The sequence below is a fragment of the Pseudomonas sp. CMR5c genome, from assembly GCF_003850545.1.
Lineage (GTDB): Bacteria > Pseudomonadota > Gammaproteobacteria > Pseudomonadales > Pseudomonadaceae > Aquipseudomonas > Aquipseudomonas piscis.
This window is the reverse complement of record NZ_CP027705.1, coordinates 963,964-984,331: the sequence shown is the minus strand read 5'-3', so window position 1 is coordinate 984,331 and position 20,368 is coordinate 963,964. Positions and strand designations below refer to the sequence as shown.

Sequence of the window (20,368 nt, the reverse complement as noted above, 5' to 3'; positions counted from 1 at the left end):
ACGAACAAGGCGGTCGATGTGTTGAAGAAAACCCTGTTCCAGCTGCACTGGTTTTTCGGCATCAGCGCCGGGCTGGTCCTGGCCTTGATGGGCATCACCGGGGCCACGGTGTCGTTCGAGGACGAGATCCTGCGGGCGCTCAACCCCTCGGTGCTGCAGGTCGACAAGCTGCCCGCCGGCACCCTGCCGCCGGCCGAGCTGGTGGCCAAGCTCCAGGCGGCCGAGGGCAAGGACGTGTCCATGCTCTGGGTCGAGACCGACAGCGGCAATGCCGCGCGGGTGTTCTACACCCCGCCGCCCGGGGAACGCCGTGGGCAGATGCGCTACTTCGACCCCTACACCGGCCAGTTCACCGGCGAGGCCGTGGGCCAGGGCTTCTTCGGCTTCATGCTGCAACTGCACCGGTTCCTGGCCATGGGCGACAGCGGCCGGCAGATCACCGGCGCCTGCACCCTGATCCTGATCTTCTTCTGCCTGTCCGGGTTGTACCTGCGCTGGCCGCGCCAGGTCGCCAGCTGGCGCGCCTGGCTGACCCTGGACTGGGCCAAGAAAGGCCGGGCCTTCAACTGGGACCTGCACGCGGTGTTCGGCACCTGGTGCTTGTTGTTCTACCTCTTGTTCGCCCTCACCGGCCTGTACTGGTCGTACGAATGGTACAGCAAGGGCCTGACCCGTTTGCTGTCCGACTCGCCACACAGCGAGCGCGCCCGGGGCGGGCGTGGCGGCCCGCCGGCCAAGGGCCCGGCCCCGGTGGCCGACTACAACGCCATGTGGAGCAGCATCTACAGCGCCGCCGGCAAGGACCTTAGCGCCTACAACGTGCGCATGCCGCCCGTGGCCGGGCAGCCGGCGACGGTGTTCTACCTGCTCAAGGACTCGCCCCACGAGCGCGCCCTGAACCAGATCACCCTGGACCCGGCCACCGGCGTCATCAGCCGGCACGAGCGCTACGCCGACAAGAGCTTCAAGGCGCAATTGCTGACCAGCGTCTACGCCCTGCACGTGGGCAGCTACTTCGGCCTGGTGGGGCGCATCGTGCTGACCCTGGCCTCGCTGTGCATGCCGCTGTTCTTCATCACCGGCTGGTTGCTGTACCTGGATCGCCGGCGCAAGAAGCGCCAGATCAGGGACGCCCGCAAGGGCCTGGAACAGGCCACCGACGATACCAACGGCTGGCTGATCGGCTTTGCCAGCCAGAGCGGTTTCGCCGAACAACTGGCCTGGCAGACCGCCGGGCAATTGCAGGCCGCCGGCATCGGCGCCCGGGTCCGCCCGCTGGCCAGCCTGGACGAGCAGGACCTGCGCAGTGCCCAGCGGGCGTTGTTCGTGGTCAGCACCTTCGGCGATGGCGAGGCCCCGGACAGCGCCCGGGGCTTCGAGCGCAAGCTGCTGGGCCGCGAACTGGCCCTCGACGGCCTGGAGTACGCAGTGCTGGGCCTGGGCGACCGCCAGTACCCGCAGTTCTGCGGTTTCGCCCGGCGCCTGCACACCTGGCTGTCGAGCCAGGGCGCCAGCAGCCTGTTCACCCCGGTGGAAGTCGACAATGGCGACAGCTACGCCCTGCGCCACTGGCAACAACAACTGGGCCAGCTCACCGGGCATGCCCCGGTGGACCTGTGGCAGGCCCCGGCTTTCGCCAACTGGACCCTGAGCCAGCGCCACCTGCTGAACCCCGAGAGCAGCGGCTCCGGGGTCTATTTGCTGCAATTGCAACCGCCCGGCACCAGCAGCTGGCTGGCCGGCGACCTGGTGGAAGTCATGCCGCGCAACTGCCCGTGGCTGGTGGACCACTTCCTCGAGGGCCTGGGGCTTTCCGGCGAGAGCCCGGTGCAGCTCGACGGCCTGGAAGAGAGCCTGGAGCAGGCCCTGGGCAGCCGCCAGCTACCGGAGAACCGCGCCCACCTGGTGGGCCTGCATGCCCAGGCCCTGGTGGATGCGCTGGTGCCGCTGACCCAGCGCGAATATTCCATCGCCTCGATCGCCGCCGACGGCTGCCTGGAACTGCTGGTGCGCCAGGAACGCCACGCCGACGGCAGCCTGGGCATCGGCTCCGGCTGGCTTACCGAGCATGTCCAGGTAGGCGCGAGCATCAGCCTGCGGGTGCGCCGCAATAGCGGTTTCCACCTGCCGGCCGAGCCCTGCCCACTGATCTTGCTGGGCAACGGCACCGGCCTGGCTGGGCTGCGCAGCCTGCTCAAGGCGCGGATCGCCGAGGGCCAGCAACGCAACTGGCTGCTCTTTGGCGAGCGCAATGCCGAGCATGATTTCTACTGCAAGGACGAGCTGCAGGAATGGCTGGCCCGGGGCGACCTGAGCCGCCTGGACCTGGCCTTCTCCCGCGATCAGGAACACAAGATCTACGTCCAGGATCGCCTGCGCGAAGCCGCCGCGACCTTGCAACAGTGGCTCGACGACGGCGCCGCGCTCTACATCTGCGGCAGCCTGCAAGGCATGGCCTCGGGGGTGGACCAGGTGCTCAACGAGCTGCTGGGCGCCGAACAGGTCGAGCGCCTGATCGAACAAGGCCGCTACCGCCGCGACGTCTACTGACCCGCAGGAGCGAAGCTCGCCCGCGATAAGCGCGATGCGGTGTACCTGGGACACCGCGTTAGCATTCATCGCGGGCGAGCTGCGCTCCTACCCCATGGGCCATAGGCGCGCATCAGGCCGGTTGCAGCTTGCGCTCGAACACCGCCACGCCATCGAGATCACGCAGGATCACGCTCATCTCCGTCGTCTGGCCATCGATCTGCACCTCGCCAAAGAACTGGAACCCGGCGAACGGCGAGGCGTTCTGGGTCGGCGGCGCCTTCTGGAACACCACCTCGGGGCCGAAGGTCTTGTCCAGCACGTTGGGCCCGAAGCTGCCGGCATTCAACGGGCCGGCGACGAACTCCCAGAACGGCTCGAAATCCTGGAACGCCGCCCGGTCCGGGTGGTAGTGGTGGGCCGCGCAGTAATGCACGTCGGCGGTCAGCCACACATGGTTGCGCACCCGATGCTTGCGCAGGTAGGCCAGCAACTCGGCGATCTCCAGCTCGCGGCCCTGGGCCTGGCCCGGGTCGCCGTTGGCGATGGCCTCCCAGCGCGCCACGCCGGGGCTGACCTCGCCGTCGGGCACGCCCAGGCCGATGGGCATGTCCGCCGCCACCACCTTCCACTGCGCCTGGGAATCCTTGAGCTCGCGCTTGAGCCAGTCCAGCTGTTCACGGCCGAGGAACGGCTTCTCGCCGCCGAGGTTGTCGTCGTTGGGCCCGCGATAGCTGCGCATGTCCAGCACGAACACATCCAGCAGCGGCCCGTAGCTGAGCTTGCGATAGATGCGCCCGCCACCGTCGGCGCTCTGCCGCCGCATCGGCGCGTACTCCAGCCAGGCCTGGCGCGCACGGCCCACCAGGGTCTGGATGTCCTTGACCATGTAGCGCTCGTCCAGCTGCTTGCTCGGCGACCAGTTGTTGACCACCTCGTGGTCGTCCCACTGCCAGATCTGCGGCACCTCGGCGTTGAACCGGCGCAGGTTCTCGTCCAGCAGGTTGTAGCGGTAGTTGCCGCGATACTCGTCCAGGGTCTCGGCCACCTTGCTCTTGGCCTCGGTGGTGATATTGCGCCAGATGCGCCCACCCTCGGTGGTCAATTGAGCCGGCACCGGGCCATCGGCGTAGATGGTGTCGCCGCTGTGGATAAAAAAGTCCGGCAGGCGCAGGCGCATCGCCTCGTAGATACGCATGCCGCCGATGTCCGGGTTGATGCCGAAACCCTGGCCGACGGTGTCGCCGCTCCAGACGAAACGGATATCCCGGCGCTGGCTCGGGGCACTGCGCAAATGGCCGAACCAGGGTTCGCTGGCCACCCCGGTGCGGGCGTCCTCGAAGGTCACCCGATAAAAAATCGCCTGGTTGACCGGCAGCCCGCTCAGGTCCACCCGGGCGGTGAAGTCGGTGCGGGCATCGGCCAGTGGCGAGACCAAGCGTCGCGGGTTGGTGAACATGCTGCGGGTGTCCCACTCCACCACCATCCGCGCCGGGCGGTCGCTGCGGCTCCAGATGATCGCCCGATCGCCCTGCAAGTCCCCGGACTGCACGCCATCGGTGAGCTTGGGCCGATCCTTGACCGAGGCGATCACCGCCGGCGCCAGGCTGGGCAGCAACATCCCCGCCCCGGCGATTTGCATGATCCGTCGACGGCCGAGGTTGAACTCGCTCATGGTGACTCCCTGACATGGTCAAAAGAGGCCACCTTAGCCAGCGCCGATGAAGGGGATGTGACAAAGACGCGCCCGGCCCGGGAGTCCCAGGCCAGCCAGCGATTAGTGCATCAAGTCTCTCAAGCTGCCTCTACGGCAGTAACGGGTGCCGATGGATTGATGATGGATTGTGTTTTGCCTGCCTGTTCGGCAATCGAGATGAACAGCACCGATGGACGCTGAAGGACTGGTTTCTTAGCTGCCTGTGCGGCAGTGAACATGGCCAAACCTCCAAAGCAGCAAGTACTCCTTTTCTTAGCTGCTTATACGGCAGTGAACTACACCGGATTGCGGACCTGTAGAAATTTTATTTTCTTAGCCGCCTATAGGGCAGTGAACCGCGGCATCCTGGCCCTGCGTGCTGCCGGCAATTTCTTAGCTGCCTATACGGCAGTGAACATCCCTGCAAATGCAGGGGTTTTCGTTTCTGATTTCTTAGCTGCCTATACGGCAGTGAACCGCTTCCCTCTGGCCAAGGCCAAGGTGTCGCTTTTCTTAGCTGCCTATACGGCAGTGAACATCAGGCGCGTAAGCTCGGCATACATCGCTTCTTTCTTAGCTGCCTATACGGCAGTGAACGCGCCTGGTGTTCCGCATGACCGGCGCCGTTTTTTCTTAGCTGCCTATACGGCAGTGAACCTCTGTCACCGGCTCGCCGGCGGATTTCTCCATTTCTTAGCTGCCTATACGGCAGTGAACTTCCTGGTGGGAGTACTCGAGCTGAATCTGCTTTTCTTAGCTGCCTATACGGCAGTGAACGGAGTGCAGCCTTCAGAGGCAGTTTGTGTAACTTTCTTAGCTGCCTATACGGCAGTGAACAAAGCTTGCCCAGGGCGCGAATACCGTTCTCTTTTCTTAGCTGCCTATACGGCAGTGAACCAGATGATCAATGCAGCGTCGATCACGAACTGTTTCTTAGCTGCCTATACGGCAGTGAACCAGGAAATGAACTAAAACAACCGCGGGCCCACTTTCTTAGCTGCCTATACGGCAGTGAACGATGGAGAGAATCTTGAATTCCTGAAGGAATTTTTCTTAGCTGCCTATACGGCAGTGAACCTATGTCCTGGCGCTGCTAGCCGACTGTTTCATTTCTTAGCTGCCTATACGGCAGTGAACAAGCCATCACCTGGGAGCAGGCTCTAGATGAATTTCTTAGCTGCCTATACGGCAGTGAACGATAACAGCGGTGGGGATGGTGCGAATGGGGCTTTCTTAGCTGCCTATACGGCAGTGAACTAGAGCAATTTCTCTATAACCTCCTGAATTTCAAAAGAAAGGCTGTTAAAAGTTGCTGTACACCCTTTTTTTGAAGCGCCTTGTAAGTCATTGATTTTACAAAGCGCTCCACTGCACCCGAAAAAAAGGGTCAGAACCAGGGCACTGTCGCGCTGGAGCTCAGGCCATAGCCGTTGAACGTGCCGGGCTGTGGTTGTTCAAGCAGCGGGCCGTGGCGGATGAACAGGTTGAACAGCTGATGGCTGGTATGGCTGCGCATCACCGCGAACGGCAGGTCGCAACGTTTCGCCGCGCTGTCGGGCAGGCGCTGGCGGGCTTGGTCCTCGGTCAACCCATGGCGCTTGATCAGGCGGCGACGCAGGCGTGCCGGGCTGCTATCGACCTGTACCCGGCTGACATGGCGATGCTGCACCGGCGTCGGCACCGAGCAGGGCTGGCCGATCTCTACATGGTCACGCATGCCGGCCAGCCAATCGATGGCCAGCAAATGGCCCAGGGCCTGGCGATTGCCGTGGATGCGCAGGTGCGAACCCAGATGCCTGATCGGCCGCCGAGTATCGGGAAAGCTGATGCCGATATCGTTGCGCCGCAGGTCGTGCAGAGCCCGATGGAATTTATTGAGCAAGGCGCTCATCAACTGCGGCTCGGGAAACTCAGGGTCCGGCAGCAGTTTCAAATCCAGGTAATGGTCCATGGCTCAACCTGCCTCGCCGAACACGCCGCCGCGAATCAGGGTGGCGATCACGAAGTGCTGCTGGTCCAGCGCGGGTACTCGATCCTTGAGCACCCAACTGTCCAGCAGGGTGTAGAAATCATCCTGGCTGCCGCGGGGCTGGCGATAGGCCTTGCCCTGGGTAGTCACCGAACCATAGGGCTCCACGGCGATCGGCCCGTTGCTGTCGGCGCCCTGGTACCAGGTGTCGATGCTGCGCAAGGCATTGCCGACTTTCTGCGAGTGGATGCCGGCGATGTTGCCCACGCTGTACAGCGTCTTGCTCTTGTCACCGCGCCCACGGTCCAGGATCAGCTCCTGGGACGGGAACACTTCCTGCCCGGCGCCCATGCGTGCGTAGGCAGTGATGCGCAATAACACATGCTGTTCGCCGGCCAGGCCCCGGGCAATCAAGCCAGCCAACGACTGCAAGGCCTCGCCGTGCTCACCGGCAGCGTCGAATTGGCGCAAGGACAGGCTCAGGCTGTCGAAGCGCCATTGAGTCGCCGCCTGGCCCTCCACCAGATGCTCGACCTCCACCTCGACCTGCTCGGCGCCAATGCGGTTGCGCCACAGGAAGCGACCGTTAGCCAGGTTATGGGCGTAACGGCGGGCCAATTCGCCGAAGCCATTGGCCTGGACATACCCCTGTACAGTCTCCAGCAGTTTCTGCCGGTAGGCGAAATCGTTGCAGGCCGAAGGCTGGCCAGTACCGGCCAGCACCCGCAGGGTGAAGCTGACCCGCAGGGTGTCGGCATCGTGCGGCAGGGTGGCCACGTCCACGGTTTGCAGATTGGGATGCTCGATGGCGGCATCCAGCTTGGCGGGGTCCAGCTCCTTGGCCTTGAGTCGGTTGGAAATGGTTCCGCGTACGGATTTTTCCCGCACCACCACCGGCTCCCACTGACTGCGCGACTGCCAGTCGCCGGCATGGAACAGCGCATCGGAAGGGTCGAGCTTGCGCTCGAAGGCCAGGACCGAAGCGGTTTTCAGGGCGTCATTGCTCATGTTCGAACTCCTTTGAAGTCAGTCGAGGTGCGCCAGCGATGGCGCGCGGTAGTCGTTGCGGCAGCGGTACAGGCCCTGGTCGCTGCGAGAGTCGGCGTACCAGAGCAATTGTTGTGGCGATTGCAAACGGTGTGGGCTGATCCACTGCCCGATGCCATAGAGGTTTTCCACGAAGCGAAAGGCCGTTTGCGAGTCGCGGGCCCTGGCCACCGTGCCCGGCGCCTGCAAGGCGGTGAGCGCGCCATAACCCACAGGGATCGGCACCAGCCAGCCGAGGTCGGTGCGGTCGTTGCGCCACTGCACCGGCCCTGAAGCCTCCCCGTCTGCGGCGGGGGCCACGCTGGACCAGTTGATCCGCGCCAGCGACAACCAGGCGTCCAACACCGAAGCCCCGGGTTGCCTGGCTTGCAGATCGCGATGGCGCTGCTCCAGCAGGTCCTGGCGCTCCACCAGGGTGAAACCCGGCAGCAGGCGCAACTTGGCCTGGTAGAACAACACGTCCCGTGCCTCTTCATCACCCGTCATGGGGATCGAATAGGGCTGTTGCTGGCCCTGGGGGGCACGGGAGGGAATCAGGCTGCCGCCGGCAATACGCATCTGCAGCAAGAGCTCCCGCACTTGGCGGGCGACGGTGCTTCGCTGGTCGTCAAGGGCCTGGCTCTGGACCGCGAATACCAGGCTGATGCGCAGATGGACCCGCCCTTCCTCGACAATCGCGGCGGTGCTGCCATCGCGATTGAGGGGATTGCGAGTCAGGCGCAGGGTGTTGACGAAATTACCAGCGGTGACCTGTTCTTCGTGATCGTGGACCACCACGCCCACCGCGTTGAATTGCAGATCCAGGCCCGTATCGACCGTCTTGCGTTCCAGGGCCCACATCAGCCCGAGAAAGGCGGTGATCGACGGAAAGCCATGGGTCAGCGGGCTGGAAAGGCTGTTGGCGTTCTGTACTTGCAGGTGAGGGATGACCAGCAGGTGCTCGAAATGTGGGCACTCAGCCATGGCGCACCTCCTGCTCCACCACCTCACGGGTAGCGCATGAGATCTCGGCATCGACCACCGCCTGCCGCGCCCAATGCGCCTGTTCGGTATCACCCACCGGCAGGCCCCGTTGCAGCAGGATGGCATTCAACCAGTGGCCGAAACGCTGGGCGATCTCGTCCGGCCAACGGCGTTGGGCGAAGGCCGCAGCGAAGGCCTGGTCCGCGTCCTGGTGGTCATCAGCCGATGCCAACTGCGCGCGTTGCGGGTCGAGCCAGAGTTGTTCGCACAGCGGCAGCTGGCAGTGCCGGTCACGACTCCAACCAGGAGGTAAAGAGGCCCGCAAGCTCAGGCCAAAGGCCGCCAACGCCCGGCCCAGGGCGCGCTCTATACGTTCACGTTGAGCCCGAGTGCGCAGGCTGCGCGCCGGATCGGCTTGCAGCAGGAGGCAGAGGGCCTCGATCAGCTCGCCCATGTCTTCGAAACGCCGCAGGCGACTGAACACCGACTCCAGGTGCAGCAGGTTGCCCGGATGCTGCTGGCGCCATTTAGGGGGCAAGGACGCCAGCAAGTAATTCACTCCGCCACGCTCACTGTTGAGCTGGCTGATGTTTTGCGGCTTGGTCCCGCCGAGCTTGCGTATCACCAGTTGTGGATAGTCGCGATAGATTCCGTCGTGGGCTTGACGCTCGCGCCGGGCCTGGCGCGCCGCCTGGTTGCGCTCCCCAAAACGTGCATCGTTGATATCGGCATGGACCGCATGGACCAGGCTGCTGGGAAACATCGGTTGCAACAGTTCGAAACCGGCATCGTCGCCAGGCTCGCCCGACACACACCAGAACACCTGCTTGGCCATGGCGTGGGAACTCAAGGTCTGATGGGGGCGAACCAGGCCCTTGAAGGCTTCGGCCCAACTTTGCGCCAGGGCCGGGTCCGGGCTCAGGGCGGCCAACAGGTCGGCATCGTCCTCCAGCAGCCAGTCCAGTAGCCGACGTTGCTCCACCTCCAGCTTGAGGAACTTGTAGACATCCAGCGCGGCGGCGTTGCCGACGATATCCTGCGCGTAATCGCTGCCCAGCATGTGGCTGCCGACTTCCCGGTGCCGCGGCAATGTTTGCGGAGCGACATGCAGGCTGCTGCCGCGAGCGTCGGGATGGGTGGCCTTGAGCACATGGGTGACGGCCTGGACCTGCCCTACTCGACGGGCCGCGTCGGCGAGCCAGGTGGCGTATTCATATTTTGCGGCGCTAAGTGCATCACTGGCCTCAGCGCCTTTCAGTTTTGCGTCTCGCCGTTCCTGGATGAACGCGTTGATGGTGTGGCGAAACAGCCTGGAGCGTATTGCCGGGTTCGTTCCTTGATTCATGTCCCTTCCCTGTAGAGCGCTTGTCGATGACAAGTCCGTGACAATCCTTGATGGCTCTTGGCCATCCAGGGTTTTAGCAACCTGCGATTGTGCCTTCAAGAGGCCGATGCCCCCTGAGCAGAGGCAGTGGTTCAAGCTCTTGCGGCAAACCCCAGCACCGGATGAAAGCGCCAACCCTGGGGACTGGCGCTCAGCTTGACCGTGGTGAAGCGCTCGGCGCAGGTCCGCAACGGCAGGCCTTGGATCGCCGCCTGTTCGTTCAGCAATGACAACAAGTCATGCTGGCCCCAGGGGCTGATACCTGGGGCGGACACCCCTTGCAGGTCGATGTTCTCCAGCAACCGCTGGGCCGGCAGGTACAGCTCCGCCGCGCCGGGCTGCTCATGAATGCGGTGCAGGACCAAACGTTCTTCATCGTCATCGGGCAACCACAGCAACTCTGCCTCCCTGATGGTGTTTTCACGAAAAGGCTGTTGCTGGGGCAAGGCCCAGGTCAGGGCCGCCCTGGGGTATTGCCAGGCACAGGCCGCGTCCAGATCGAAAGCCACAGGCTTGACCCCGCGTGGGGCCGGTTGGCCTGCGCGGCTGCGATCCTTGGGCAACATCTGTGCGCTGAGCCGCGCCTGCTCCAGGTCCACCAGGTTGTGCCGTGGACGCCACGCCTGGTTGGCCCTGGGTTGAATGCGCGGGCGAGCGCTGAGCTCCTGGTAGTCGGCCGGATCCAGCAACTGCCCGAGGCGATGGCTGGCCAGGCGCATGGGGTGATCCGCTTGGCGGCTGTCATGCTCGAAACCCGGGCGGATGAACGCTGCGGCTCCAGGTTGTTCGAAATGCCGCAGGTTGCTATCGAAGATAAAAATATTGGTGTGCTGGCACGGCTGCTGGCGGTGGCGCTGTACCCGCCCGGCCAGCTGGATCAGCGAACGCATCGATGAGGGTTCGACCACTGCCCAGTCGTAGTCATGGTCGCGCCCGACTTCAGTGACCGGCGACCCCAGCACCACGAACAGATGTTCCTCTTCGGGGTACTGGTCGAGCAGCTGGCGGATCTGTGGTTGGTCATAAACCGCGCCCGGCTGGCGACGGTCCAGGCAGGTGTCCAACTGCGCCTCGATGGCCGAGCGCAGCAGCAGCGGGAACCGCGAGTGGTAGACGCACAGATGAATGCGCTGGCCGGCAGGTGCACCGAGAGCGAACAGGGCCAGGGCCACATCGAACAGCGGTTCGATATTGGCCATGCGCACCAGACCAAAACTGACGCGCTTGCCACTGTGCGGACACACCTCGGCATGCCGGGCATGGGCCTGCAACATCGTGGCTCGCACCTGCTCGGCAAACGCCCGGCGTATGTCCGCCACTGGCAGCACGCCAATGCTCAAGGCGACCAGTTCGCCACGCCGCCTGGGCTCGATACGCCCGAGCGCCTGCACCCGCTGGTCGACGAAGGTCCGATGCTGTTGGCTGAAGGTCTCGGCGTCGTGGCAGCTGAAGGGCTGGGCCGTGAACTCATCGACCCACAGGCAAGGGATCTCATCAGGCGTGTCGAGCTCTCCACGATTGCGCCGATAGTGCCGGCGCCCGGCGCCATAGGCCTGGAACATCCCCTGCACCAGGGCCGCAGGCAGGGTCGCCGACGACAACAGCACCCGCGTGCCCAGCAAACCCGCCCAGTACACCAGGCGCGTCAGGGCCGGCAGGTCGGCCAGGTCGAAATCATCCAGTTCATCGAGCACCAGATCGCTGCTGAGCAGGCGCAACATCGGCGCAATCTGCCGCCCGGCCCTTTGCGCTTCGGTGGCGGGCATCAAGTGATCGATGGTGCAGACCAGCATGGGCGTATTGAGCAACGCGGTGATCTGGGGCTGGTTCACCACCTTGGACAACAGGCCGTGGGCGGCCAGCGAACCCTCGTAGCGCACATGGCTGTCTTCTTCGATCAGCGCCTGGGCCGAAGCCGAACCGCTGGCTTCGGCCCGGGCCTGGTAATGCTCGAACAACGCCCGGCTGGCGCAGCCGCCAACCCGGATGGCCAGGTCGTCATCCCCCAGATTCAGTAGCTGGCGGTAGCTGTTGCCGGTCTGCAAGGTCAGGCTGCGCAGCCCCAGGGCGAAGGTACAACGCATGCCGGCCAGGGGGTCGGCCAGGGCATGCATGATCCGTGCGTTGGCCAGGGTCTTGCCGCATCCGGTAGAGGCCATGTTGACGATAAAAGCCCCTTGTCGCTGCGACTGACTACGCAAACCGGTCGCCGCATCCACCGCCTGGTCCTGCCAGGCAAAACGCCCGGAACCACTGCGTTTGCACAAGCCTGCATGACGCGCCAAACGCGGCAGGTGCCGCTCGAAATCGGGCAAGCCATGAACGATGCTGCGGGTCATGCGAGCAACCCCGAGCAAGTGTTCATCCAGGGGCTGCTTGAGCTGGCCGTCGCTATGGGTATTGGCGAACACCAGGCCCTGGTCATCGCCCCTGACTCGCTGGCTCGACTCCGGCGGCAGGCTGGAATAGTGATGATCACCCAGCATCAGGCTCATGCGTGCCAGGTGCATCACATAAGGATTGTCCAGCCAATTGCCGTGACCGGGTTTGGCTTGCAACACCAACAACCGCTGGGCGAGCTTGGCCGCCTGGGCCCGCCACTGGGGATAGACCACCGGCAGGCCATGCTCGAACTGCCAGAATGCCTCGACCTCGTTGAGCGGCGCCGAACGACTGCACTCGTTCCACTCGTGGGTGATGCCCTCGATCAGGTTGTCCAGCATCGCGGGATTGAAGCGGGCGGACTTCTTGCCCAGCCACGACTGCTCGCCATCACCGGCCTCGTTCCAGCTGGGCAGCGTCGGCAAGCGATGATGGCTGACCACCAGCCAAGCCACGGCAGCCGCCAAGGGCGCGAGCTGCTTGAATGGCGGCGTCGTGGCATCGAGCCCATCCCGCTGAAAACGCCCGGCAGACAGCCAAGCATGATCATCCTCGGCACTGGGCGAGGCCAAGCGCCGGAGCCAGGCAGGGTCATCATCCGTCCCGACAAAAGCCAGGAACAGCCGCAGCGATACCCACTCATGGCGATACAGGTTGTGTTCCAGGCTGCAGCGCCGCAGCTTCTGCTGGAAGGCCCGGCTGGCCTTGCCCAAGTCATGCAGCAGCGCCGCCAACTGCGCCAGCAGCGAGATGTCTTGGGCGGTGTGCCAGCCCTTGTTCGCGGCACGACGCGACAAGCCTGGAGTTCGAGCGCGTTTGCAATGAAGCGTTGTTTCTAGAGTCGCGGAGTTGATGTCTTCCATGAAATACAACCGCCTGCTGCATCATCCATTGAGCGCTAGCGGTTATAAGCAATGTCCGATTGTTCGTCCATGGCGTATTGGAAGTTCAAATAGAGGGCATGAAGGCACGCCCCAAACCCCGGCAAACAGCAAGCAGCCCCTGCTGGCGCCAGGGTTTGCGGGCACAAGGCCAAGGTAAAGCAAAGGTTATGGCCAGCTGCGCACGGGCCCATGACTGAAGATCCTGGCCAGCAGATTCCGGGCTCTCCAAGGCGTCCCGCTGATGAAGTCGAACACCGGGTACTGGGGCGAGAAAGCGCCCCAGCGGGTGCAAGCCCCCTCGCCACAGGTGATGCGTATTCAGTCAGAGGAAAGACGATGGCCATCGAGCAACGCATCCACCACGCCGCGAGCCATCTCCACCGAATGCACCAGGGACCAGATCAACCCACGCTCGACGCCGCTGGCCTGCTCGGTGATCTCATCGGACACCTCCTCGGCAGCCTTGAGCAGCATGGACACATGGACCAGCGCCTCCTCGGCACTGATGCCGGAGCGGACGTCGAACAATGAATCGCGCCCCACCGCTGCGGCGACCGTGGGTTTCAGAGTCCGGATCAGCGAGCCGGTACGGGTGTTCACCAGCGCATGGAAAATCACCTCGTTGGCCCGGTCATGCTCCGGGTTGCGACGTGAAACAGAAGAGAAAACGGGGGGATCGGGGACGAGCTTTTTCATGGTGTAGCTCCTTGGAGTTGAGCTATCACCCGACGCTGCTAAACGTGAGGGTGGCAGCTGTACGCGGGTTAGCAGACCGGTCCAAGGAACCCGGCGCACCCGAGGGTGCCCCACGCACAGCCGCCATAACAAAACCCAGCAGGTAGATAACCAACCGGGCTGACGACGATGCTTTACGAGTCTTGGTATCGGGCTGCTAAACCCGATCACTGAGGGTCAGTGACGAACCGAGACTAGTGAGCAGAGTGCTCACCCGCAAGCGCCAGGAAGTCTCTCGGAAACCCCTTACAAAAGAAAGAGACTTGGATGGGTTTTGAGCCTGTCGAAGGCTAAGAAAGGCCACAAAATCTTCGGCGGACTCACGATCCAAGCGGCCGCTACGCGCCCGTGCGCAGCCTTCGGCAGCGGCTACACGAAGCGGTACAAACGGACGTGAGCACTGTGCTTCGATTTGTGATCCTGACCCATCCGCCCCGGATGAGGGTCACAGAGAGAGATTGGACGAGGAGAAAAGCTTCTTCTGCCGGAGAGTGATATGAAGTCCTGGCTAGCAGGGGTAAAAAAGCCCAGTTTGGGCTGGGTTTTCTGCAAGTTGCATCACAAGTTATTCAAGACCGTATCTTTTCTCTGTAACAAAGACCGGCTCTTTCCAGTTTGGGCCCTTTTCTGGGAGGGGCTTTTTATTTTCCAGCAACTTTCCCTCTTTAAGTAATCGTTGATATGTCCGCAATAGCTCTCCACTTGCAATAACCTCGAAATTATACTTAACGTAAATTCTGTCTATTCTTGGATAGGGAATGCGCGGAGCAAAATGCAAAATAACATCTTCCACGCTTTCCTTTTTGAAAATGTTTTCCAGATCGATCATAGCTGTTTCTCCTTTTACTTGAAATATGCTTCTTCGGCCTCTGGAGTATATAAAGTCTGAGTTCCCTCATTAACTTTGTAGTCCTCTAAAGTTGCAGTATGGGTACTACTCCAAACTTCGGTTATGTTTTCCGGCAACATACCATCCTTAACTCCAAGGTTTCTGTATCGCTCTAGTTCTCTAATTTCATGGGTGTAAAAGCGTTTGTCAATATCGGTGATCTGTAGCTCGCCCTTCAGAATCATTTCCAAACGCTCGATCATTACTTTGTTTTCGGGCGACTCCCCAAATCGACTGGTATGCAGTTTCACCTTGTCCACGCCTGCCTGATCAACAGTCGCTGTACGCCAGTCAAGATCAAGAATAGGGCCGTCGGTTTTATCCGTATCGTAATTATGCTGTATTAGCCCTTAGCGCTGACTTCCCCCGTAAGGGCTATTGAATATCACATAGTCAGGAGCAAATCCTGTACCGACGGGGAAGGTCATAATGCAATCGTCAAAATGGACGTAAGCCACCTCGGAGAAGGTGTCGATTCGTCCTGCGACATGAGTGATCCTCGCTCCGTTGTAAACGGGTGGCGGTGCAGGTCCTATCGGCAGATTGGTTGAGCTGTAGCCAGTGAGCGCCGCAGGTGTCCAGGTCAAGGTGCGAGGTGGAACATCAAGGTAAAGCAAAGGTCACGGCCAGCTGCCCACGGCCCCATGCTCGAGGATCTTGGCCCGCAGATTACGGGTGCGCCAAAGCATCCCATTGATGAAGTTGAACACGGGCACTGGGGCGAGAAAGCGCCCCAGCGGGAGCAAGCTCCCTCGCCATAGGTGATGCGTATTCAGTCAGAGGAAAGACGATGGCCATCGAGCAACGCATCCACCACGCCGCGAGCCATCTCCACCGAATGCACCAGGGACCAGATCAACCCACGCTCGACGCCGCTGGCCTGCTCGGTGATCTCATCGGACACCTCCTCGGCGGCCTTGAGCAGCATGGACACATGGACCAGGGCCTCCTCGGCGCTGATGCCGGAGCGAACGTCGAACAATGAATCGCGACCCACCGGCGCGGCGACCGTGGGTTTAAGCGTCCGGATCAGCGAACCGGTACGGGTGTTGACCAGAGCATGGAGAATCACCTCGTTGGCCCGGTCATGCTCCGGGTTGCGACGTGAAACAGAAGAGAAAACGGGTGGATCGGGGATGAGCTTTTTCATGGTGGCACTCCTGACTAAGGAGCTTTCACCCATCGCTGCTAAACGGAGAGTAGCAGCTGGACGCGGGTTAGCAGACCAGGCAGTCAGGCAAGCCCAGCGCACCCGAAAGTGCCCCGCGTACAGCTGCCATAACGCATTGACCAGCATTCGCATGCCGGTCGGATGGAGATGGAGCTTGGCGTGCCTGAGTTTGGTCGGGCTGCTAAACCCGGTCACTGATGATCAGTGACGACCGGAGACTAGCCAGCAGACTCTTCAGGCACAAGCGCACCGGAGTCTCTCGGAAACCCCTTACAAAAGAAAGAGATTTGGATAGGTTTTGAGCCTGTCGAAGGCTATGAAAAGGCCACAAAATCTTCGCCGGACTCACGATCCAGGCGGCCGCTGCGCGCCCGTGCGCAGCCTGCGGCAGCGGCTACACGAAGCGGTACAAACGGACGTGAGCACTGTGCTTCGATTTGTGATCCTGACCCATCCGCCCCGGATGAGGGTCACAGAGAGAGATTGGACGAGGAGAAAAGCTTCTTCTGCTGGAGAGTGATATGAAGTCCTGGCTAGCAGGGGCAGAAAAGCCCAGTTTGGGCTGGGCTTTCTGCAAGTTGCATCACAAGTTATTCAAGACCGTATCTTTTCTCTGTAACAAAGACCGGCTCTTTCCAGTTTGGGCCTTTTTCTGGGAGGGGCTTTTTATTTTCCACCAACTTTCCCTCTTTAAGTAATCGTTGATATGTCCGCAAGAGCTCTCCATTTGCAATAACGTCAAAATTATATTCAACGTACATTCTGTCGATGCCTGGATAGGGCGTTCGCGGAGCAAAATGCAAAAGAACATCTTCCACGCTTTCATTTTTGTAAATGCCTTCAAGGTCTAACATCATTTACCCTCCTCTGCCTTACGATACGCTTCTTTAGCCTCAGCCGTATATAAAGGCTGCGTTTTCTCATTGACCTTATAATCTTCTAGAGTTGCGGTGTGAGCATTATTCCAAATTTCGGCTATATTTTCCGGCAACATACCATCCTTGACTCCAAGACTCCTATAACGCTCTAGCTCCCTAATCTCATGGGTATAAAAGCGTTTATCAATATCGGTGACCTGTAGCTCACCCTTCAGAATCATCTCCAGACGATCGATCATTACTTTATTATCGGGCGACTCACCAAACCGCCTAGTATGCAGTTTCAACTTATCCACGCCTGCCTGATCAACGATCGCCGTACGCCAATCAAAATCAAGAATAGGGCCGTCGATTTTATCCGTATCGTAATTATGCTGTATTAGCCCTTAACGCTGACTTCCCCGTAAGGGCTATTGAACATCACATAGTCAGGAGCAAATCCTGTACCGACGGGGAAGGTCATAATGCAATCGTCAAAATGGACGTCGGCCACCTCGGAGAAGGTGTCGATTCGTCCTTCGACATGAGTGATCCTCGCTCCGTTATAAACGGGTGGCGGTGCAGTTCCTATCGGCAGATTGGTTGAGCTGTAGCCAGTGGGCGCCGCAGGTGTCCAGGTCAAGGTGCGAGGTGGAAGGTCAAGGTAAAGCAAAGGTCACGGCCAGCTGCGCACGGGCCCATGACTGAAGATCTTGGCCGGCAGACCCCGGACTCTCCAAGGCGTCCGGCTGGTGACCTTGCACACCGGGCACTGGGGCGAGAAAGCGCCCCAGCGGGAGCAAGCTCCCTCGCCACAGGTGGTGCGTATTCAGTCAGAGGAAAGACGATGGCCATCGAGCAAGGCATCCACCACGCCGCGAGCCATCTCCACCGAATGCACCAGGGACCAGATCAACCCACGCTCGACGCCACTGGCCTGCTCGGTGATCTCATCGGACACCTCCTCGGCGGCCTTGAGCAGCATGGACACATGGACCAGCGCCTCCTCGGCACTGATACCGGAGCGGACGTTGAACAATAAATCGCGCCCCACCGCTGCGGCGACCGTGGGTTTCAGCGTCCGGATCAGCGAGCCGGTACGGGTGTTCACCAGCGCATGGAGAATCACCTCGTTGGCCCGGTCATGCTCCGGGTTGCGACGTGAAACAGAAGAGAAAATGGGTGGATCGGGGACGAGCTTTTTCATGGTGGCACTCCTGACTATGGAGCTTTCACCCATCGCTGCTAAACGGAGGGTGGCAGCTGGACGCGGGTTAGCAGACCAGGCAGTCAGGCAAGCCCAGCGCACCCGAAGGTGCCCCGCGTACAGCTGCCATAACGCATTGACCAGCATTCGCATGCTGGTCGGATGGAGATGGAGCTTGGCGTGCCTGAGTTTGGTCGGGCTGCTAAACCCGGTCACTGATGATCAGTGACGACCGGAGACTAGCCAGCGGATTCTTCAGGCACAAGCGCACCGGAGTCTCTCGGAAACCCCTTACAAAAGAAAGAGATTTGGATAGGTTTTGAGCCTGTCGAAGGCAGCGAAAAGGCCAAAAAGTATTCGGTGGATTCAAGATCCAGCGGCCGCTGCGCGCCCGTGCGCAGCCTGCGGCAGCGGCTACACAAAGCGAGTCTGTAGCCGCTGTCGAGCCGGGGCGAGGCTGCGACAAGGACCGCAAGGCCTTCAGCGGATTCAAGAACCGGGCGGCCGCTGTGTGCCCGTACGCAGCCTCCGGCAGCGGCTACACAAAGCGGGGCCAAACACGCACACCACACCCCGCGATGCGCCGCCCGGTAGGGCGCGCCGTGGGGCTGGTGATCTTGACTCACCCGCCCCCTGGGAAGGCCGAGTGCAGGTGCTTATCAGGGGAATGGCGCGCAGCGCCCCTCGACGCAGTCGAGGACATCGCTGGAAGCGATGCCCCCTGAGAAGTACCGGAACGAGGGAACCCGAGCGCAGCGAGCGGCCGGACGTGGGGGCAAGCGTTTTTGGTTACTTTTTTGGCGTTTGAAAAAAGTGACCCGCCGTAAGGGCGGAACCATAAGCAAGCCACCCCACCAACAACGGATATGTACACAAAACAAAAGCCCGGGCCGGCTATCAGGCCGCCCCGCCCACCTGCCCAGGCTCAGGCTCCACCCCCATATCCCCCCGCCTCACCACCGCATACACCCCCGCCGTCAACAAACTCCCCGCCACGATCGCCAGCAAATACAACACCCCATGATTGATCGCATTCGGAATCAACATCACGAACAACCCCCCATGGGGCGCCATCAACTTGCAGCCAAAATACATCGACAAGGCCCCGGTCAACGCCCCACCGGCAATGCTAGCCGGGATCACCCGCAACGGGTCCTTGGCCGCGAACGGAATCGCCCCCTCGGAGATAAAGCACAACCCCAGCACCAGCGCCGCCTTGCCCGCCTCCCGCTCGGTCTGGGCGAACTTGCGCCGAGCGATGAAGGTCGCAATGCCCAGGCCAATGGGCGGCACCATCCCCGCCGCCATGGCCGCAGCCATCGGCGCATAACTCTGGGACGCCAGCAGCCCCACCGAAAACGCATAGGCCGCCTTGTTGATCGGCCCGCCCAGGTCCACGCACATCATCGCCCCCAGCAACACCCCCAGCAGGATCGCGTTGGTGGTGCCCATGCTGTCGAGGAAATGCGTCAGGGCCCCGAGCATGCCCGCCACCGGCTTGCCCACCACGTAGATCATCACCAGGCCGGTGAACAGGCTGGCCAGCAACGGGATGATCAGGATCGGCTTCAGGGCCTCCAGGCCCTGGGGCAATTGCAGGTAGCGGTTAATCAGCTTGGCCGCGTACCCGGCCAGGAACCCGGCGACGATACCGCCGATGAACCCCGCGCCCAGGGTGCTGGCCAGCAGGCCACCGATCATCCCCGGGGCCAGCCCCGGCCGGTCGGCGATGGAGTAGGCGATGTAGCCAGCCAGCAACGGCACCATCAGCTTGAACGCGGTATCACCACCGATCTGCATCAAGGCCGCAGCCAGGGTGCCCTCCTCCTTGTAGGCCGTGATGCCGAAGACGAACGACAGGGCGATCATCAAGCCGCCCGCCACCACCATCGGCAGCATGAACGAAACCCCAGTCAGCAGGTGCTTGTAGACCCCGGCCTTGTCCTGCTTGGCCGGCGCCTGGGCGCCACTGGCCACGGACTCCGGCCGGCCCTCGGCCAGCGCCTTGTCCAGGGTCGCCTCGGCCTGCTTCAGCGCCACCCCGGTGCCGCAGCGATAGATGCGCTTGCCGGCAAAGCGTTCGGTGGCCACTTCGATGTCCGCCGCCAGCAGCACCACATCGGCTTCGGCGATGGCCTCGGCGCTCAACGGATTGCGCGCGCCCACCGAGCCCTGGGTTTCCACTTGCAGCTGGTAACCCAGGCGCTTGGCCGCCTGCTGCAAGGCCTCGGCGGCCATGAAGGTGTGGGCCACCCCGGTGGGGCAAGCGGTGATCGCCACCACCCGTGGCATTGATTGTTCGATGCTGGGCGCGGGCTCGCCCGGCTCTTGCGCGGCCATCAGCACCTGGGCGTCCTCGGCACCCCGGCGCAGCAAGGCATCCACATCCTGCAGGGCCTGGGACGGGCTGCTGCGATAGACCCGCTTACCGACGAAACGCGACAGATCCACAGGCCCGCTGCTGACCACCAGCACCCACTCGGCCGCCGCCAGGGTCGCGGCCGACAGCTGGCGCTCGGGACGGGCCGGGTCGTGGACCTCGACGCTGGTGCTCCAGCCCTGGCGCTGGGCCGCGGCGTCCAGCAGGCGTGCGCAGAGCACGCTGGTGACCATGCCGTTGGGGCAGGCGGTAACGATGGCTAACTTCATGGGCAC

Annotated in this window: 17 protein-coding genes and 1 CRISPR repeat array; of the genes, 1 reads left to right on the top strand and 16 read right to left on the bottom strand. The window is 61.9% G+C overall.

Going from position 1 to position 20,368, the window contains the following annotated elements; translation table 11 throughout:
* The first annotated feature begins 18 nt into the window (after positions 1-18).
* Positions 19-2,550 carry a sulfite reductase flavoprotein subunit alpha gene (locus tag C4K40_RS04430; RefSeq protein WP_053138540.1) on the top strand — a complete coding sequence of 844 codons (2,532 nt, stop codon included), beginning with the start codon at positions 19-21 and terminating at the stop codon, positions 2,548-2,550.
* A 112-nt stretch (positions 2,551-2,662) separates the two neighbouring features.
* Here the strand turns inward: C4K40_RS04430 and C4K40_RS04425 are convergent, their stop codons facing one another.
* The 16 genes from C4K40_RS04425 to C4K40_RS04360 form a co-directional block, all read right to left on the bottom strand.
* On the bottom strand, positions 2,663-4,204 hold the full coding sequence (locus C4K40_RS04425; protein ID WP_053138537.1) for an alkaline phosphatase: 1,542 nt from the start codon (positions 4,202-4,204) through the stop codon (positions 2,663-2,665).
* Positions 4,205-4,434: 230 nt separating this feature from the next.
* A CRISPR array of direct repeats spans positions 4,435-5,482; the repeat unit is 28 nt; unit sequence TTTCTTAGCTGCCTATACGGCAGTGAAC.
* A 130-nt stretch (positions 5,483-5,612) separates the two neighbouring features.
* Entirely contained in the window at positions 5,613-6,176 is a 564-nt protein-coding gene (gene cas6f / locus C4K40_RS04420; protein WP_053138534.1) for a type I-F CRISPR-associated endoribonuclease Cas6/Csy4, read from the bottom strand.
* Positions 6,177-6,179: 3 nt separating this feature from the next.
* On the bottom strand, positions 6,180-7,202 hold the full coding sequence (csy3, locus tag C4K40_RS04415; RefSeq protein WP_053138531.1) for a type I-F CRISPR-associated protein Csy3: 1,023 nt from the start codon (positions 7,200-7,202) through the stop codon (positions 6,180-6,182).
* An 18-nt stretch (positions 7,203-7,220) separates the two neighbouring features.
* The gene (gene csy2 / locus C4K40_RS04410) at positions 7,221-8,204 is read right to left on the bottom strand and encodes a type I-F CRISPR-associated protein Csy2 (protein WP_022642201.1); all 984 of its coding nucleotides are present in this window, start codon (positions 8,202-8,204) and stop codon (positions 7,221-7,223) included.
* The gene (csy1, locus tag C4K40_RS04405) at positions 8,197-9,549 is read right to left on the bottom strand and encodes a type I-F CRISPR-associated protein Csy1 (protein WP_053138528.1); all 1,353 of its coding nucleotides are present in this window, start codon (positions 9,547-9,549) and stop codon (positions 8,197-8,199) included. Before csy1 ends, csy2 begins: the two co-directional genes overlap by 8 nt.
* Before the next feature lie 131 nt (positions 9,550-9,680).
* The gene (gene cas3f / locus C4K40_RS04400) at positions 9,681-12,767 is read right to left on the bottom strand and encodes a type I-F CRISPR-associated helicase Cas3f (RefSeq protein WP_053138525.1); all 3,087 of its coding nucleotides are present in this window, start codon (positions 12,765-12,767) and stop codon (positions 9,681-9,683) included.
* A 405-nt stretch (positions 12,768-13,172) separates the two neighbouring features.
* Entirely contained in the window at positions 13,173-13,550 is a 378-nt protein-coding gene (locus C4K40_RS04395; protein WP_053138523.1) for a DUF6124 family protein, read from the bottom strand.
* A gap of 604 nt (positions 13,551-14,154) precedes the next feature.
* Positions 14,155-14,418, bottom strand: a complete 264-nt coding sequence (locus C4K40_RS04390) for an immunity protein (RefSeq protein ID WP_083457021.1) — start codon at positions 14,416-14,418, stop codon at positions 14,155-14,157.
* Between the two features lie 14 nt (positions 14,419-14,432).
* Complete coding sequence (locus tag C4K40_RS31715) at positions 14,433-14,729, bottom strand: hypothetical protein (RefSeq protein WP_218188701.1); 297 nt, start codon at positions 14,727-14,729, stop codon at positions 14,433-14,435.
* A 99-nt stretch (positions 14,730-14,828) separates the two neighbouring features.
* Complete coding sequence (locus C4K40_RS32185; RefSeq protein ID WP_177336498.1) at positions 14,829-15,095, bottom strand: S-type pyocin domain-containing protein; 267 nt, start codon at positions 15,093-15,095, stop codon at positions 14,829-14,831.
* 155 nt (positions 15,096-15,250) lie between these two features.
* Complete coding sequence (locus C4K40_RS04380; protein WP_053138516.1) at positions 15,251-15,628, bottom strand: DUF6124 family protein; 378 nt, start codon at positions 15,626-15,628, stop codon at positions 15,251-15,253.
* A gap of 611 nt (positions 15,629-16,239) precedes the next feature.
* A complete protein-coding gene (locus C4K40_RS04375) occupies positions 16,240-16,506 on the bottom strand; it encodes an immunity protein (protein WP_256224310.1) in 267 nt (88 codons plus the stop codon).
* Positions 16,503-16,766 carry a hypothetical protein gene (locus tag C4K40_RS31705; protein WP_053138512.1) on the bottom strand — a complete coding sequence of 88 codons (264 nt, stop codon included), beginning with the start codon at positions 16,764-16,766 and terminating at the stop codon, positions 16,503-16,505. Before C4K40_RS31705 ends, C4K40_RS04375 begins: the two co-directional genes overlap by 4 nt.
* A gap of 140 nt (positions 16,767-16,906) precedes the next feature.
* Positions 16,907-17,179: an S-type pyocin domain-containing protein gene (locus tag C4K40_RS32180; RefSeq protein ID WP_177336497.1), complete on the bottom strand. Its 273-nt coding sequence runs from the start codon at positions 17,177-17,179 to the stop codon at positions 16,907-16,909.
* Positions 17,180-17,335: 156 nt separating this feature from the next.
* Positions 17,336-17,713 carry a hypothetical protein gene (locus C4K40_RS04365; protein WP_053138509.1) on the bottom strand — a complete coding sequence of 126 codons (378 nt, stop codon included), beginning with the start codon at positions 17,711-17,713 and terminating at the stop codon, positions 17,336-17,338.
* Positions 17,714-18,610: 897 nt separating this feature from the next.
* The gene (locus tag C4K40_RS04360; RefSeq protein WP_124421263.1) at positions 18,611-20,362 is read right to left on the bottom strand and encodes a PTS fructose-like transporter subunit IIB; all 1,752 of its coding nucleotides are present in this window, start codon (positions 20,360-20,362) and stop codon (positions 18,611-18,613) included.
* Positions 20,363-20,368 lie beyond the last annotated feature (6 nt).